General features: G+C 59.7%; 17 protein-coding genes. 7 read left to right on the top strand and 10 right to left on the bottom strand.

From position 1 onward, the window contains the following. The first annotated feature begins 197 nt into the window (after positions 1–197). Positions 198–683: a glycine zipper domain-containing protein gene (locus WM94_RS06560; RefSeq protein ID WP_061550749.1), complete on the top strand. Its 486-nt coding sequence runs from the start codon at positions 198–200 to the stop codon at positions 681–683. A gap of 48 nt (positions 684–731) precedes the next feature. On the opposite strand, the gene WM94_RS06555 is transcribed toward WM94_RS06560, so the two are convergent. Next, on the bottom strand, positions 732–1,562 hold the full coding sequence (locus tag WM94_RS06555) for an AraC family transcriptional regulator (protein ID WP_061550748.1): 831 nt from the start codon (positions 1,560–1,562) through the stop codon (positions 732–734). A 130-nt stretch (positions 1,563–1,692) separates the two neighbouring features. On the opposite strand from WM94_RS06555, the gene WM94_RS06550 reads away from it, so the two are divergent. Further along, complete coding sequence (locus WM94_RS06550) at positions 1,693–2,211, top strand: carboxymuconolactone decarboxylase family protein (protein WP_003256746.1); 519 nt, start codon at positions 1,693–1,695, stop codon at positions 2,209–2,211. A 13-nt stretch (positions 2,212–2,224) separates the two neighbouring features. Then, complete coding sequence (gene grxC / locus WM94_RS06545; RefSeq protein WP_061550747.1) at positions 2,225–2,479, top strand: glutaredoxin 3; 255 nt, start codon at positions 2,225–2,227, stop codon at positions 2,477–2,479. A gap of 120 nt (positions 2,480–2,599) precedes the next feature. On the opposite strand, the gene WM94_RS06540 is transcribed toward grxC, so the two are convergent. The 3 genes from WM94_RS06540 to WM94_RS06530 form a co-directional block, all read right to left on the bottom strand. Further along, on the bottom strand, positions 2,600–3,616 hold the full coding sequence (locus WM94_RS06540; protein ID WP_061550746.1) for a GlxA family transcriptional regulator: 1,017 nt from the start codon (positions 3,614–3,616) through the stop codon (positions 2,600–2,602). A gap of 223 nt (positions 3,617–3,839) precedes the next feature. Next, positions 3,840–5,225 (bottom strand): GABA permease, encoded by a 1,386-nt coding sequence (gabP, locus tag WM94_RS06535; RefSeq protein WP_061550745.1) that lies wholly within the window; start codon positions 5,223–5,225, stop codon positions 3,840–3,842. Positions 5,226–5,308: 83 nt separating this feature from the next. Next, positions 5,309–6,082 (bottom strand): creatininase, encoded by a 774-nt coding sequence (locus tag WM94_RS06530; RefSeq protein WP_023660546.1) that lies wholly within the window; start codon positions 6,080–6,082, stop codon positions 5,309–5,311. Positions 6,083–6,413: 331 nt separating this feature from the next. Here WM94_RS06530 and WM94_RS06525 point away from each other — a divergent pair, with 331 nt between their 5' ends. Continuing rightward, on the top strand, positions 6,414–6,977 hold the full coding sequence (locus WM94_RS06525) for a hypothetical protein (RefSeq protein ID WP_061550744.1): 564 nt from the start codon (positions 6,414–6,416) through the stop codon (positions 6,975–6,977). Positions 6,978–7,176: 199 nt separating this feature from the next. After that, on the top strand, positions 7,177–8,388 hold the full coding sequence (locus WM94_RS06520; protein ID WP_061550743.1) for a M24 family metallopeptidase: 1,212 nt from the start codon (positions 7,177–7,179) through the stop codon (positions 8,386–8,388). A 92-nt stretch (positions 8,389–8,480) separates the two neighbouring features. Here WM94_RS06520 and WM94_RS06515 read toward each other — a convergent pair whose 3' ends face one another. Beyond that, on the bottom strand, positions 8,481–8,861 hold the full coding sequence (locus WM94_RS06515) for a cupin domain-containing protein (RefSeq protein WP_003256754.1): 381 nt from the start codon (positions 8,859–8,861) through the stop codon (positions 8,481–8,483). Between the two features lie 110 nt (positions 8,862–8,971). Here WM94_RS06515 and WM94_RS06510 point away from each other — a divergent pair, with 110 nt between their 5' ends. Then, positions 8,972–9,823: a LysR family transcriptional regulator gene (locus tag WM94_RS06510; RefSeq protein WP_061550742.1), complete on the top strand. Its 852-nt coding sequence runs from the start codon at positions 8,972–8,974 to the stop codon at positions 9,821–9,823. Positions 9,824–9,923: 100 nt separating this feature from the next. Here WM94_RS06510 and WM94_RS06505 read toward each other — a convergent pair whose 3' ends face one another. After that, positions 9,924–10,823 carry a LysR family transcriptional regulator gene (locus WM94_RS06505; RefSeq protein ID WP_061550741.1) on the bottom strand — a complete coding sequence of 300 codons (900 nt, stop codon included), beginning with the start codon at positions 10,821–10,823 and terminating at the stop codon, positions 9,924–9,926. A 106-nt stretch (positions 10,824–10,929) separates the two neighbouring features. Between WM94_RS06505 and WM94_RS06500 the strand changes: the two genes are divergently transcribed. Beyond that, on the top strand, positions 10,930–11,931 hold the full coding sequence (locus WM94_RS06500; RefSeq protein WP_061550740.1) for a zinc-dependent alcohol dehydrogenase family protein: 1,002 nt from the start codon (positions 10,930–10,932) through the stop codon (positions 11,929–11,931). Positions 11,932–12,055: 124 nt separating this feature from the next. On the opposite strand, the gene arsJ is transcribed toward WM94_RS06500, so the two are convergent. Genes arsJ through arsB form a run of 4 tightly spaced genes read right to left on the bottom strand, consistent with a single transcriptional unit; the run spans position 12,056 to position 16,099 of the window. Further along, on the bottom strand, positions 12,056–13,279 hold the full coding sequence (gene arsJ, locus WM94_RS06495) for an organoarsenical effux MFS transporter ArsJ (RefSeq protein WP_061550739.1): 1,224 nt from the start codon (positions 13,277–13,279) through the stop codon (positions 12,056–12,058). Positions 13,280–13,288: 9 nt separating this feature from the next. After that, positions 13,289–14,293 carry an ArsJ-associated glyceraldehyde-3-phosphate dehydrogenase gene (locus WM94_RS06490; RefSeq protein WP_061550738.1) on the bottom strand — a complete coding sequence of 335 codons (1,005 nt, stop codon included), beginning with the start codon at positions 14,291–14,293 and terminating at the stop codon, positions 13,289–13,291. A 23-nt stretch (positions 14,294–14,316) separates the two neighbouring features. Next, positions 14,317–15,033, bottom strand: a complete 717-nt coding sequence (arsH, locus tag WM94_RS06485) for an arsenical resistance protein ArsH (RefSeq protein ID WP_061550737.1) — start codon at positions 15,031–15,033, stop codon at positions 14,317–14,319. Positions 15,034–15,037: 4 nt separating this feature from the next. Then, entirely contained in the window at positions 15,038–16,099 is a 1,062-nt protein-coding gene (arsB, locus tag WM94_RS06480) for an ACR3 family arsenite efflux transporter (protein ID WP_061550736.1), read from the bottom strand. Positions 16,100–16,150: the final 51 nt, after the last annotated feature.

The raw sequence follows: 16,150 nt of genomic DNA, 5'->3' as shown, positions 1-16,150 counted from the left end.
GTAGAAATAAAAACGCTTTTCCACCACTGGAAAGGCTTTTCGCAATCAGCCTGTGACCGTTGAAAATCCCTTAAGTTTCCATCGGGAAAACAATAACTTGGAGAATTTTTCCAAGTCGTGTCACTCGTCGGATTTCCATTGTAAGCCCCTGTCCAGAGCCTCAGGATCGCCTCCGTATCCATTTGAGGCTTTTACAAATGAAGTACTCCTCGATTCTGTTGTTGTCACTTGGCCTGCTGAGCGGCGTTGCGTCGGCAGGCGGAAATACCGAAGCAGGTATAGGTGGCGCATTGGGTGGAGTATTGGGCTCGGTAGTAGGCCAGTCGATCGGCGGCAGTACCGGCTCGGCAATCGGCGCCGGCCTGGGTGGCGCGGCCGGTGGTGCGGTGGGTGCCGACAAGCACAGCCGTGGCGAGGCGGCCATTGGCGGCGCACTGGGTGCAGCTGGCGGCAACGTGGTGGGTCGCAAGATGGGCGGCACCACTGGCAGCATGATCGGCGCAGCAGCCGGTGGCGGTGTGGGTGGTGCCTTGGGCAACCACATGGGCCGGGAATACGATGACGAGAGCGGGCATCGCTACCGGGATTATGACGACGATGACGACGACCGGGGCTGGCGCCGTCACCGCCACGACCGTGGCCATCATTATGGTTGGCGCAACAATCACCGCTACGACGACTGATCCCCGCGTTACTGGCCCATCGCCGGGCTGGCCGCAGCTGTCACTCGGCTAGGCATCATGCGTGCTCTGCTGTAGCCACTCCCTCGGGCTTGCACCCACCTTGCGGCGAAAGGTGCGGGCCAACGCAGACGGGCTTTCGTAGCCGACCTCATCGGCAATCAGGGCGATGGGGCGGCCTTCGCGCAGCCGTTTCTGGGCAAGGCTGATTCGCCAGTTCGCCAGGTAATCGGCAGGGGTGATACCCACGGTCTCGCGAAAGTGCGCAGCAAAGCTCGCGCGCGACATGCCTGAGCGGTCAGCCAACTCTGCCACGGTCCAATTGTGCTGTGGCTCGTTGTGGATACCCACGAGCGCACGGGACAGCTGTGCATTGGCCAGCCCGGCCATCATCCCCGAAGCAATGCTGCGGCTGGCGATCAGATGGCGAAGTAGCTGAATCACCATCAACTCGAACAGCCGATTGAGAATGACATCCCGTCCACACTCGTCGCCGAAGGCTTCTTCGAACAGCCAATCGAGGGTGCCATCGAGGCCTTGCAATTCGCGCAACGGCTTGATGATGAAGTCCGGCAAGGCCTGGGTCAGCGGATTGTTGGCGCCACCATCGAACTGCAAGGTGGCGCACACCAACTCCGCTTCGTCTGCTTCGATCGCCAGCAACTGATGCTCCTGCGGACGTACCGCAAGTATCAGGCTTGGCTCCGCCAGCTCCATGAGCTGACCACGTTTGTCACTGAAGGTCAGGCGACCCGAACGAAGCAGGTGCGCGTGGCCGGAACTTTGCTGCCCATCAAAGCGGGTCGTTCCACAATAACCACCTTGGTGGAAGGTGGACGCATGCAGGTTGAAGTGCTTGAGCAGTGTCGATAGTCGGTCCATGGGGCGCTCAGGTTTGGACGATCGGTTGCATAGATTCGACGATCTGAAGCCGAAAGGATAGTCGTCTTCCCTAGTATTGACTCCAGGCTTGATCGACAAGCTGGTTAATCACCCTACTGGAGAAACTACCATGACTCGTATCGCTGCTCTCTCGCTGGACCAGGCCCCTGCTGGCTCGCGCACTGCGCTCGAAGGCATTCAGAAAGGCCTTGGTTTCATACCCAACGCCTTCAAGACCCTGGCTCACTCCCCAGCCGCTCTCAATGGATACCTGGGCCTCGCCCAGGCTCTGGGCAAGAGCTCACTGAGCGCCGCGGAGCGTGAAGTGGTTGCGCTTGCCACCTCGGAAATCAATGGTTGCGACTATTGCCTGGCCGCACACAGCTTTTTTGGTGCCAAAGCCGGCTTGAGCGATGAGGCCATTAGCCAGGCGCGTAGTGGCACGCTCAGCGCGGTCGCCGCGCTGGCGCATCAGATCACCGAAAGCCGCGGCCAATTGAATGACGATCAGGTCGCCGCAGCACGCGAGGCCGGTCTGAGCGATGGCAAGATCGTGGAGGTGGTGGCACAAGTCACGCTGTTGACCCTGACCAACTACCTGAACAACATCGCCACCACCGATATCGACTTCCCGCCGTCGGCACACTAGGAGGGCAACCGACATGAGCCAAGTGACAATCTATACCACCCAACACTGCCCTTACTGCGTGAGCGCCAAGCGACTGCTGGCGCACAAGGGGGTCAGTGCCGTGGAAATCGATATCGAGGCTTCGCCGAACCATTTGGCCGAGATGCTGCTGCGATCCAGGCGCAGGACCGTGCCGCAGGTCTTTGTGGGGAGTGTCCATGTGGGAGGTTTTGTTGATCTGAAACGCCTCGATCAAAAGGGCGAGCTCGAAGCACTGCTCAGTGCCTGAAGGGCTGATTCAGCGATATTTGCCTTTGGCCGCTAGCCGCCCTTGGCAAGGGCAGCTAACGGTTCAAAGCGGTCACTTGCGATCCCTGTTTCACCGACGCTTCGTTGCATTCGTCGATGATCAGCACTGAGCCGCGGCAACCTGCTTGCGTTCACCCATGGGAGAGACGCCGAAGAAACGGCTGTAGCATTTGGAGAAATGCGCCGGCGAAACGAAACCACAGGCAAGGGCGATATCCCGTACTTGCGATTCGCTGTGCAGTAACAGTTGCCGGGCGCGCGACAGGCGTAATTCAAGGTAGTACTGGCTAGGGGTACTTTGCAGGTGCTTGTGGAACAGGCGCTCCAACTGCCGAACTGAGATGTTGTTCAACTGCGCCAGTTCCTCCAGGGTCACAGGGTCTTCGAGATTGGCCTCCATGATGCTGACTACCTGGCTGAGCTTGGGTTGGGACGTCCCTAGCCGCTGTCGCAGGGGCACGCGCTGGCGCTCTTGCGAACTGCGAACGCGGTCGCACAACAGCAATTCGGCCGCATGTTCGGCAATCTCTCGCCCGCCGGGTTCGCGTGCGATCAGTTGCAGGAACATGTCCATTGATGCCACCCCACCCGAGCTGGTGTACCGGTCACGATCAAGTTCAAACAACTGGCTGGAAATGATGATCCCGGGAAAGCGCTCTTTCAGCGCTTCGATATCTTCCCAGTGGATGGTGCAACGGTAACCCGTGAGCAGATTGGCACGCGCCAACAAATGGCTACCCGTGCAAATGCCACCCAATGCCACTTGGTCATGGGCGAGCTTGCGCAGCCAGTTCACGATGGCGCGGGTATTGTGGTCGGAGACGATGGGGTTTGGCCCTACCACAAACAGCATGTCCAGCTTGGGCGCATCCTTGATGGTGTATTCAGGCAGGATGCGCATGCCGTTGCTGGCGCTCACCGGCTCCATGTCGGCGGCGATGATGAGTGTCTGGAACATGGCCCTGCGCGCAGCCAGGTTAGCCATGCGCAAGGTCTCCACCGCAGAGGCGAACCCGATGGTGGTGAAATTGGGGATCACCAGAAACCCGACGATCTTGGGTGTGGGGGCATCGACAGGGTAACCCGTGGCCAGCGGGGAGGATCTCGGCGTAGCCATCAATACGACTCCTACAATGCAAGATGACGTGTTCAGCGCCTGTCTCCCGATACAGGCAATTTTTTGTGTAAAAGGGCTCCAAGCCTGCGGCGGCATACTACACGCAGCAATCAGGCTACAGGGTGCGCACTGGCCGATATTCGCCCCCTGTTTTCGGTTTGACGCAAAAAGGCGACACCCTGCGAACGCATAGCCTTCGCAGGGCGAAGCGGCTGAGCCAGCCTCAGGCCGATTTGGTTGCGACACGGGGCAGTGGCCGCTTCCTGGGCGAGAAGATCGAACTCATGCACACGATGGCAATTGCCAGCGCGCCGGTTGTCATTACTTCCATGCGGTGGCCGGGCATGATCAGCATCATTGCCAGAATCCCGATGATGGAGGCGACGACCAAGTAGCTCAGCCAGGGGAACAACCACATCTTGAAGGCCATGACCTCACCTCGACGAGCCATCTGCTTGCGCAGGATCAGTTGCGATACCGCGATGGCCAGGTAGACCAGCAGTGCCACGGCACCGGAACTCGCCAGCAGGAAGGAGAACACCTCGTCCGGCGCAAAGTAGTTCAACGCGGTGGTGAGGAAGCCTACAGCGGTGCTGGCCATGACTGCGACGAATGGCACACCGGCCGATGAGGTGCGCTGGAGAACGGCAGGGCCGTCGCCACGTCTGCTCAGCGAGTAGACCATGCGCGATGCGGTGTAGATTGCCGAGTTGAGGCAGCTGGCCACGGCAATCAGCACGACGACATCCACGATCATCTTGGCGTGAGGGATGTTCATCAGCTCAAGGGCCCTCTGATAGGAGCCGACCTGCACCAGCATGGGGTCGTTCCAGGGCACGATCGAGACGATCAGGAACACCGAGACGATGTAGAAGATGCCCATGCGCCACACGACCGAGTTGGTAGCGCGGGTGATCTGTCTGGAGGGGTTCTTGGATTCTGCGGCGGCGATGGTGACGATTTCGGTGCCCATGAAACTGAACACCGTGGTCAGCATGGCGCCAATCACCGCTGCCATGCCGTTGGGCATGAAACCGCCGAAGTCGTTGCTCAGCTTGGCCACGCCACTGACGCTGAGGTTTGGCACCACGCCGGTCAGGGCCAGCGCACCCAAGGCGATGAAGGCCAGTACGGCGATGACCTTGAGCATGGCGAACCAGAACTCGAACTCCCCGTAGCGCGCAACGCTGAACAAGTTGGTCAAGGTCAGCAGGGCAGTAACGGCCAGTGCGAATTCCCAGGTTTCGATCGTGGGGAACCAGGCATGCAGGATTGCCGCTGCGGCAATTGCCTCGATGGGAATGACCAGCACCCAGAACCACCAGTACAACCATCCAATAGTAAAACCGGCCGAACGACCCATTGCGCGTTCGGCATAGGTGGAAAACGAACCGGTATCAGGGGAAGCAACTGCCATTTCACCGAGCATGCGCATGACCAGCACAACCAGTGTGCCGGACATGATGTAGGCCAGGATGGCCGCTGGGCCGGCCGCTGCAATTGCATGCCCCGATCCGATGAAAAGGCCGGCACCGATAGCGCCGGCTATCGAGAGCATGGTGACGTGGCGCTGCTTGAGGCCGGGGGCCAGAGTTGAATGGCTGGACATTATCATTACCCTTGTTGTTATAGATGGCGGGTTAACAGCTAATGCGAATCGTGCTCTGGTAGATCAATGCGGTGTTGCGGCGCTTAACTGAATGCCTCGCGGACAGCGTTGCTGATGCCTTCGGTGCAGACACGCAGAATCAGTTCGCCTTTCTCGCGGCTGGCGCCTTTTGGCGATGACAAGGTTCCACACGCCGGCGTGCGCTCGGCAATGATCGGGAACACATCGTAGGGGGGGAAGGTGGCTGGCGGATGATCGATGGCACGGGCCAGGTCGACTTTCTCGGGGTGCAGGGCCAGCATCAACGAAGTCTCGAAGACGCCACCGTGTTCAATGTCCCAGCCGAGGAATCCGTCAGGGTAGAGTTCCTGGATGACCTCAGGTGCATTGACGAAGTCCCAGTAGGACAGGACCACGACCTTGAAATCGGTGATGCCGGCATAACGGAGTTCGCGCAGCGCCAGGTCGATGCCTTCCACGATGAACATGGAGTTCTCGTAGTGTCCGTTCATCATCACCAGCTGACGCGCGCCGTGCCGGGCCAGCTCCCTGATGATGTCCTGGATGGTATGTGTCAGTGTTGCGCCATCCAGGCTGGTGGTGCCGGGAAAGTGGTTTCCGCCGCCCGATTTTTGCTGCGACTTGTAGCCGTAGGCCAATGCGGGGAGCACCAGGCCGTCGACATTGCGCGCTACGGCCTTGCACAGCGCGGTCGGTAGCAGTACATCCACTTCCATGCACATGTGGTGGCCGTGTTGCTCCAGGGCGCCTACAGGCAAGAATATCGGGCTGCCGGATGCAACACGCCGGGCGTACTCGGGCCAGGTGAGTTCGCCAATTACAACGCTATCGTTCATCGGGTGGTCTCTCTATGTTCTTGTAATTGCAAAAGCTCGTCCGGTTTGCAGCAGTAGCAGATGTCCCAATTTGATCAGATCGCCATCGGCTGGAATTGTCAGTTTCCGACCTGGAATTGACAAAAGCTGCCGTGGCTCTATCCCGTAGGTCACGGCATGCGTTGATTCACGAGTTCAGGGGCGGCGGAAACGTTCATGTCGGACGAACTGATTTGCTTGCCCATTCTGCCTGGCAATTAGGGGTCGAAATCTGACATATCTGGCCAATCAACTACCGGGACAATATTACTGTTCGCAGTAGACGCTGCGTGGGTAAAGTTGGAGGTAGTACATGCAGCAATTGACCGAAGTGGGCCAGCCATTGGCAAGCACAGTGCGCATTGGTTTCCTGTTGAGTGAAGGGTTTGATTTCTATGCGTTGGCCGCCGCATTGGAGCCGTTGCGCATCGCCAATGAAATTGCCCGGTGCGAAGTGTGCCAGTGGCAGATCATCAGCCTTGGCGGCCGGCCGTTGAGGGCCAGCAACGGCATTTCCACGGCCACCGTGGAACTGAGCCAGGCAAAACCGCTGGATATACTCATTGTCTGCCCGGGTGATGAAATGCGTTCACGCACAGGCACCCAGCATCTGCGCCACCGTGTATCGGGGCCGAAGGTGCGGTGTGCGGCAAAACAGATGACGTGGTGGTTGCCCACCGTTGACGATCACGCAGACCTGCCTGTCGGCCAGATCAAATGTGTGCATGCACCGGCCAGTGTTTCGGAACAGGTCAAGAAGACCCTGGCTTTGTTCCCGCCGTCTACATCCCACCTGCTTGGAGTCAGCGAACTGGCAACGCTGATCGGCGTTTCGCGGCAGCTTCTCGAGCGCTTGTTCGCGCACCGACCCCACTGAATCCTCACTATCGGTTGATTGCGCTGGCGCCTCGGATTCTGCGTCGCCTTTGCGGTGTTTGGCCTCGTTTACATGGCGACGGATCTGGTCATTTACGGGTCGGGTTCGCGCAAAAAAACATTCGGCTTATCTGGTCGAATGGTCACCAGTGGCACCGATAAACAAGTTTCTCCGCTGTTAACTACAAGGAATAAAAAACATGCAAATGCCAAAAACCATTCAGATCAAGAACGGCGAAAAAGTCAAACCGACGTTCTCGCAACAGGAATATGCCAACCGTCAGTCCAAGTTGCGCACTTACCTGGCACAAAACAATATCGATGCTGCGGTCTTTACCTCCTACCACAATATCAACTACTACAGCGACTTCCTGTACTGCTCGTTTGGCCGCCCCTATGCACTGGTTGTCACTCAGGAAGCCGTCGTGTCGATCAGTGCCAACATCGATGGTGGCCAGCCATGGCGCCGTACGGTCGGTACCGACAACATCATCTACACCGACTGGCAGCGTGATAACTATTTCGTCGCGATTCAGCAGGCACTGCCCAAGGCCGGGCGCATCGGCATCGAGTTCGACCACCTGAACCTGATGAACCGGGACAAACTGGCCAGCCGTTACCCGCAGGCCGAGCTGGTGGACATCGCCGCGCCGTGCATGCGCATGCGCATGATCAAGTCGGCTGAAGAACACGCGATCATCCGCCAGGGCGCCCGGATAGCCGACATCGGTGGCGCTGCGGTGGTGGAGGCCCTGCGTGACCAGGTACCTGAGTACGAAGTGGCATTGCACGCTACCCAGGCGATGGTGCGTGAGATCGCCCGCACCTACCCGGACTCCGAGCTGATGGATACCTGGACCTGGTTCCAGTCGGGCATCAATACCGACGGCGCCCACAACCCGGTGACCTCGCGCAAGGTCAACAAGGGCGACATCCTCAGCCTCAACTGCTTCCCGATGATCGCGGGTTACTACACCGCACTGGAGCGTACGCTTTTCCTGGACCACTGTTCCGATGAGCACCTGCGCCTGTGGGAGGTCAACGTCAAGGTGCATGAGGCTGGCCTTGAACTGGTCAAGCCCGGCATGCGTTGCAGCGACATCGCGCTGCAGCTGAACGAGATCTTCCTGGAGCACGATCTGCTGCAATACCGTACGTTCGGTTACGGCCACTCGTTCGGTACGCTTAGCCATTACTATGGTCGCGAGGCAGGCCTGGAGTTGCGTGAGGACATCGACACCGTACTCGAGCCGGGTATGGTGGTGTCGATCGAGCCGATGATCATGCTGCCCGAAGGCCTGCCGGGAGCTGGCGGTTACCGTGAACACGACATCCTGATCGTCAATGAGCACGGCAGTGAAAACATCACCAAGTTCCCGTACGGTCCGGAACACAACATCATCAAAAAGTGACTGAACCCGCCGCACAGTCACCCTGTGCGGCTTTCTCCCTGCACCGGCGATTTGCGCGGTGCGCCTGAAGGCGTGAACCGCGGTTGACTGAGTTACGCCGGATATAACTGCTCCTCTATCGAAACCGTGAGTGATGAAGTCTCTGCACCGGTGTGGAGGGTGGTATCCGTTTCGATCAGCATGACCGCACATTCTTCCTCGGCAATCGGCCGGTGTCGCATTTGCTTTGGAATCACGCAGAATTCTCCTGCGTTCAGGACAATGGTGCGGCTTTCGAGCTCGATGCGAAGCGTGCCAGAGACCACCGTAAACATTTCGTCTTCATGTTCATGGGCATGCCAGACGAACGCGCCTTTCAATTTCGCAATCTTGATGAAATGGTTGTTGACGCGGCCGATGACCTTGGGCTTCCAGTATCCGGTCAGCGTATCCAGTTCATGTTGCAGGTTGATGCTGTCTACCGTGTTGATCATGCGCGTACTCCCTTCTGCAAGTCAGTCTGAGGCTTGCAATCTAGAGCGGCGCGTGGCTTTTGCGTATCGACGAATTACAATACCGGTATTAACACTGCTAATGGCCTGGCATGAACAAGAACCACACCCTTGATCTGGCGCTGCTCAGGGCCTTTGTCGAAGTGGCGGATACCGGAAGCATGAGTGTTGCATCGGTAGGGCTGCACCTGACACAAGGGGCTGTCAGCCAGCGAATCAAGCGACTGGAGGCATTCCTCGGCTGCCCATTGCTGATGCGTGACACTCAAGGCAGTAGCCTGACCTGGCAGGGGAGGTCGTTGTTGCCCGACGCTCGTCGCCTGCTGCGGATGCATGATGCATTTTGCGCCAGTGTCGGGGCCAGGGAATCAGACGCCCCGGTGCGTCTCGGGCTCCCGTTCGATATGGCCGGCGCGCCGCTTGCTCCCGTGCTGAAGGCGTTCGGTGATGCCTTCCCCAAGGCCGAGGTAAAGATCTTCAGTGCTTCGTCCGTGGACCTCGATCAGGTGTTCGCCACGGGCGAACTCGATCTGGTGCTCAGCCAAGGCCCGGTTGATGTCGAGTTGGGCGAACGCCTGGCTGTTGATCAGCTGGTGTGGCTGGGCAACGAGACCGCATCGGCACGGCGCCCATTGGCTCTGTGCTTGCTGACGGCGAATTGCGCCTTTCGCGACACCGTTTTCCGGTGTCTTGGCGAAGCAGGTGTCGTGGCAAAGGTGGTATTTGAAAATGCGTCGGTCGATACCACGTTGACCATGGTTCGCAACGGGCTGGCGGTTACGCCATGGCTGCAAAGTCTCGTTCCTGAAGATATCAGCCTGGCTGCCCCCGAATGTGGGTTACCGACACTGCCCGCGTTCGCCGTGCGGTTGCAGACGGTCGAGGATGCCAGTCGTTCCGTTTCTGGCCTCGCGGACATTATCCGGGAACATTTCAAGCGCTGAGACGGCTGCGTTTCTCATCACTGCGAAGCCGGTCCAAAATGAGCAGGGCCAGATTGTTTGTTGACGTTGCTCCACGCCTGTGTACCCGACTGACGCAGGCCTACGGCTCTTGCGCAAGACCGTGCAGGTGCTCGCGCAGAAAGTCGATGAAGGCCATCGCCCGTGCCGAATGTCGCCGCTCGCGGCTGAACACCGCGCTGACGGGCAGTGCCGTGGCTTTGTAATCGTCAAGCACGCTTAGCACGCTGCCGCGTTCAACGTCTGCTTTGAAAAGCCATTGTGGGGAGAGGGAGATGCCCAAACCGCACAGCACCATTTCCCGAATGGCCTCGCTGCTGTTGCTGGTGACGTTGCCTGTGATGGCGATATCGAACGCGTCCGACCTCCGTGTGAAGCGCCAGCGATCGTAATGCTCCAGCAACGTGAAGCCGATGCAGTTGTGGTTTGCCAGTTCGCCAGGCTCCAGTGGCAGGCCGTGGCGTTCCAGATAGGCAGGCGAGGCGTATACCTGTCGCAGGGTGTTGCCGAGCGGTAGCGCCACCAGGCCCTCGTTTTTCACTACGCCTATCCGGATCGCCACATCTATGTTCTCCATGAGCAGGTCTTCGTTGTGATCGTTCAGCCGGAGGTCAATCCGTACATCGGGATAGCGCTGCAGAAAAGTCCCGATCAGAGGCGCTATGCACAAGCGTCCATAGCTGACCGGTGCGGCGACGCGCAGGGGGCCCGCTATCTGCTCCTGGCCACTGGCAAAGCTGCGTGTGGCACTTTCCAGTTGACCGAGAATTTCCTGGCAGTGGCGGTAGAAACGTTGCCCTTGGTCGGTCAGCGCCAGGTGGCGGGTGCTGCGGGCGAATACTGGTCCGCCCAGGTATTGCTCCAGCGCACGGACCTGCTTGCTGATTGCCGGCTGCCCCATGTTCAGCTCCCGGGCCACTGCCGAGAAAGACCCACGCTCCACGACGCGTACGAAGATGCGCATGCTGTCGAACAGATCCATTGCCACCTGGCCTCTACCGGGAATGAGTAATATGCAAATTCAGCTTCTTATCGGAATGGGTGAGGGGGCGCAACCTGTATGCATCCACTGAACAGAGGTATCCGTCATGAGTCAGACCATGCTTGCCGCCATCGCCGAGTCCGCCCAAGCCCCACTGGTCGTTCGCCACATTCCTCGCCCGGTTCCCGCTAGAGGCCAGGTCCTTGTCAGCGTTCACGCCGCTGGAGTAAACCCGCTCGATACCAAGATTGCCTCTGGTGCAGGGGCGCACGCCCGTCAGGCGCTGCCAGCGGTGCTTGGTCTGGATCTGGCCGGTACGGTCGTCGAACTGGGCGAGGCAGTAGAGGGCTTCACGCTCGGCCAGGAGGTTTTCGGCATGGCCGGCGGAATCGGCGGGGCCCAGGGCACCATGGCCGAATACATCGCCGTGGATGCCCGGCTGATCGCAGCAAAACCGCACACTCTGGGCATGCACGAGGCAGCAGCCTTGCCTTTGGTGTTCATCACCGCCTGGGAAGGTCTGGTTGATCGAGCCAATGTCCGGGCTGGCCACACCGTGCTTGTTCACGGTGGTGCAGGTGGGGTAGGCCAGATGGCCATCCAGCTGGCGAAAGCTCGCGGGGCCAAAGTCTGTGCCACTGGTTCGGCCAGCAGCCTCGATTTCATACGTTCACTGGGCGCTACGGCGATCGACTACCAGGCGCAGAGCGTAGAGTCCTACGTCGAGCAACATACCGCAGGGGCAGGTTTCGACATTGTTTATGACACTGTGGGCGGTAGCACGCTGGATGCGTCATTCAAGGCGGTGAAGCCCTATACCGGTCACGTGGTGAGCTGCCTTGGTTGGGGCGAGCACAGTCTTGCGCCGCTCTCGTTCAGAAGCGCCACTTATTCGGGGGTGTTCACCCTGGCCCCGTTGCTCACGGGCCAGGGCCGCGAACACCATGGCGCAATCCTGCGCGAGGCGGCCGAGCTGGCAGATGCGGGGCAACTGACGATCCGGGTGGATCGGCAACGGTTCGCACTGGACGAGGTAAACGACGCCTTCCGCCAGGTCGCAGAAGGCCGCGCCAAGGGCAAGACAATCATCCAGTTGTTGAGCGAATAGAACCGAGAACGTTGAACGCCAAGGTATCCGCCGATGGGGGCCGCTTTACCGAGCGGCCCCCTGACTTTGTCGTGCTGGAGAGCAGATCTCGGGGTACGCGATTCTATGGCACACGCTGAGTGGGTCAATTGCAATCGCTGGCATGCCTTGGCAATGCACTCGATATCAGTGCTGCCAGCAGAACAAATACTGTGGAGATCCACAGGCAGGCCTCCAACCCGTAAGCCTGGAATACCCAGCCGGAAAGCAGCGTACCGACCAGCCGCCCTAGCGCGTTGGACATGTAGTAGAAGCCCACATCCAGCGATACCCCGTCTTCCTTGGCATAGCTGACGATCAGGTAGCTATGCAGTGACGAATTCACGGCGAACAGCACGCCGAACAGCATCAGCCCGCCAAGCACCATCACCTGGGCCGACCAGCCTGCCGACAGGCCCACGGCGATAAGCGCCGACAGCCCGGCAAGGGCGATCGCCCAGATGAAAGCCGCGCGACCGTCGGGCACCTGGCCGCGTTTCTTGCCAGTGATGTGGGGGGCAAGCGACTGGACGATGCCGTAGCCGATTATCCATGCAGCCAGGAAGCCGCCGACCAGCCAGAAGTCCCAGCCAAAAGCCGTGGTCAGGTACACCGGCAATGCCACGACGAACCAGACGTCACGGGCGCCAAAGAGAAACAGCCGTGCGGCCGAAAGAATGTTGATGGCCCGGCTCTTGGACAGCATGTCGCGGAACTTCGGCTTGGCCTTGGCCTTGCCCAGGTCCTTCTTCAGCAGGATCAGGCTGCCGACCCAGATCAACGCCAATACCGCCGCCATCGCCAGCACCGCCAGGGTGAAACCGAGCAGTGCGAGCAGGGCACCACCAAGGAAGAAGCCCACACCCTTTAGCGCGTTTTTCGAACCGGTGAGAATGGCTACCCACTTGTAGAGGGTGCCTTGCTGGCTATCCGGCACCAGGAGCTTGATGGAGCTCTTGGCGCTCATCTTGTTCAGGTCCTTGGCGATGCCGGACAGCGCCTGTGCCGCCATCACCCAGGGCACTGTCAGCCAGGCTGCTGGTACCGTGAGCATCAGCAAGGCCAGCACCTGCATGCCCAGGCCGATGTTCATGGTGCGGTTGAGCCCCAGGCGGGCGCCAAGGTAGCCGCCCACCAGGTTGGTGATCACGCCGAACACTTCATAGAACAGGAACAGCGCCGCGATCTGCAGCGGCGTGTAGCCCAGCGTATGGAAATGCAGTACCACCAACATGCGCAACGCACCGTCGGTGAGGGTGAAGGCCCAGTAGTTGCCGGTAACCAGCAGGTACTGACGCACGTGTGCAGGCAGGGCTGACAACGCCTTCATGATTGCCGGTTACTCCGCCGTGCCGACCATTCGGGCCAGTTCCGCTGCGCGGTTGGCGTAGCCCCACTCGTTGTCGTACCAGGCGTAGATCTTCACCTGGGTACCATTGACCATCAGGGTCGATAGCGCATCGATGATGGAGGACCGCGGATCGGTGCGGTAGTCGATGGACACCAGCGGTCGCTGTTCGTAGCCCAGGATACCCTTCAACGGGCCTTCGGCAGCCGCCTTCAACAACGCATTTACCTCTTCGGCCGTGGTCTCGCGTGCCACTTCGAACACGCAGTCGGTCAGCGAGGCGTTGGCCAGCGGTACACGTACGGCGTGCCCATTCAGCTTGCCGCGCAGTTCAGGAAAGATCTCGGCGATTGCGGTAGCCGAGCCCGTGGTGGTCGGGATCAGGCTCATGCCCGAGGCGCGGGCGCGACGCAGGTCCTTGTGCGGTGTATCGAGGATGCTCTGGGTATTGGTCAGGTCGTGGATGGTGGTGATCGAGCCGTGGCGGATGCCCAGGTTCTCGTGAATCACCTTGACCACCGGGGCCAGGCAGTTGGTGGTGCAGGAAGCGGCGGTGACGATACGGTGCTGCGCCGGGTCGAACAGGTGCTGGTTGACGCCCATCACCACGTTCAGCGCGCCTTTCTCCTTCACTGGCGCGCACACCACCACGCGTTTGACGCCCTGGTCCAGGTAGGCCTGGAGCACGGCTACCGACTTCATCTTGCCGCTGGCTTCGATGACCAGGTCACAGCCCGACCAGTCGGTGTCGGCGATCGCCTTGTTCGCGGTGACCTTGATGCGCTTGCCCTCGATCACCACCGAGTCGCCATCTGCCCCGGCTTCACGATCCCAGCGCCCGTGGACCGAATCGAAATTGATCAGGTGGGCGTGGGTCTCGGCGTCGCCGGCCGGGTCATTGATCTGGACGAATTCGAATTCCGGCCAGCCCCAGGACGCGCGCAGCGCCAGGCGACCGATACGGCCAAACCCATTGATGCCTACTTTGATTGCCATGGTCTTGTTCTCGAGTTGTGACTTCAGATGGATCGTTGATTGACACGCCTGGACAATTCCTCGGCCGACTCCTTGCGCTCGGAGTAGCGGTCGACGAGGTAGTCGGCGCGGTCGCGTAACAGCAGGGTGAACTTCACCAGTTCTTCCATGACGTCGACGACACGGTCGTAGTACGGGGACGGTTTCATGCGGCCCGCTTCGTTGAATTCCAGGTAGGCCTTGGGCACGGACGACTGGTTAGGGATGGTGAACATGCGCATCCAGCGGCCAAGCACGCGCAACTGGTTGACCACGTTGAACGACTGCGAACCACCGCATACCTGCATGACTGCAAGGGTCTTTCCCTGGGTCGGCCGTACGGCGCCCATGCTCAGGGGGATCCAGTCGATCTGCGACTTGAACACGCCGGTCATTGCACCGTGGCGTTCCGGCGAGCACCAGACCATGCCTTCGGACCACAACACCAGATCGCGCAGTTCCTTGACCATGGGGTGGTCATCGGGCACGTCATCCGTCAGTGGCAGCCCGGTCGGATTGAAGATGCGCGTCTCGGCACCGAAGTGCTCCAGCAGGCGCGCCGCTTCTTCCGTCAGCAGGCGGCTGAACGAGCGTTCGCGGGTCGATCCGTACAGCAGCAGGATGCGAGGCTTGTGGGTGGACTGCTGCGCGATCGCCAGTTTCTCGGCTGTCGGCAGATCGACCAAGTCGTTGTCGATGTTGGGAATGTGGTGTTCGGTCATGGTTTCACTCCTGAGACAAGGCGCCAGATGGCTGATCGAACCAGCGACGCTTGAGCCACCAGGCCACGCCAACCAGCGAGATCAGTACCGGCACTTCCACCAAGGGCCCGATGACGGTGGCAAACGCGACCGGCGAGGCGAGGCCGAAGGTGGCGATGGCCACAGCAATGGCCAGTTCGAAATTGTTGCTTGCCGCGGTGAAGGCCAGCGCAGTGGTGCGGGGGTAGTCGGCCTCCAGTAGCTTGCCCATCCAGAAGCTGAAGAAGAACATCACCACGAAATAGATGGTCAGCGGGATGGCGATGCGCAGCACGTCCAGCGGCAGTTGCAGCACCATGTCGCCTTTCAGGCTGAACATGGCAACGATGGTCAGCAGCAACGCCACGAGGGTCAGCGGGCTGATTTTCGGAATGAAGTGCTCCTGGTACCAGGTGGCGCCTTTACGGCTGATCAGGGTCTTGCGGGTCAGGAAACCGGCCAGGAACGGGATACCCAGGTAGATCAACACCGATTGGGCTATATCGAGGAAGCTGGTCTCGATGACGCTACCTTCCAGGCCGAACAGTGGCGGCAGCAGGCCCAGGAAGATCCAGGCGTACACGCTGAAGAACAGAATCTGGAAAATGCTGTTGAAGGCGACCAGGCCGGCCACGTACTGGTTATTGCCGCCGGCGATCTGGTTCCATACCAACACCATGGCGATGCAACGCGCCAGGCCGATGAGTATCAGGCCGGTCATGTACTCGGGCTTGTCGGAAAGGAACACTACTGCCAGCCCGAACATAAGCACCGGGCCGATCACCCAGTTCTGGATCAGCGACAGTGCAAGGATGTGCTTGTCCTTGAAGACCTGTGGCAACTCCTCGTATTTCACCTTCGCCAATGGCGGGTACATCATGACGATCAGGCCGATTGCGATGGGGATGTTCGTCGAGCCCACCGACAGCCTGTTCAGCCACGCTGGCAACCCCTGGAACAGGCTTCCGAGAGCGATCCCCAGGCCCATGGCCAGGAAGATCCAGACCGTCAGGTAGCGGTCGAGGAAGGAAAGCCGGCTTTTGCTCATGGTGTATCTCCCTGAACGTCAGCGCGTTCCGATGATCGCCAGCTCGGCCTT

Origin of the sequence: Pseudomonas sp. ABFPK (genome assembly GCF_001586765.1) — a bacterium.
GTDB lineage: Bacteria > Pseudomonadota > Gammaproteobacteria > Pseudomonadales > Pseudomonadaceae > Aquipseudomonas > Aquipseudomonas asiatica.
This window is presented reverse-complemented; position numbering and strand designations above follow the sequence as displayed.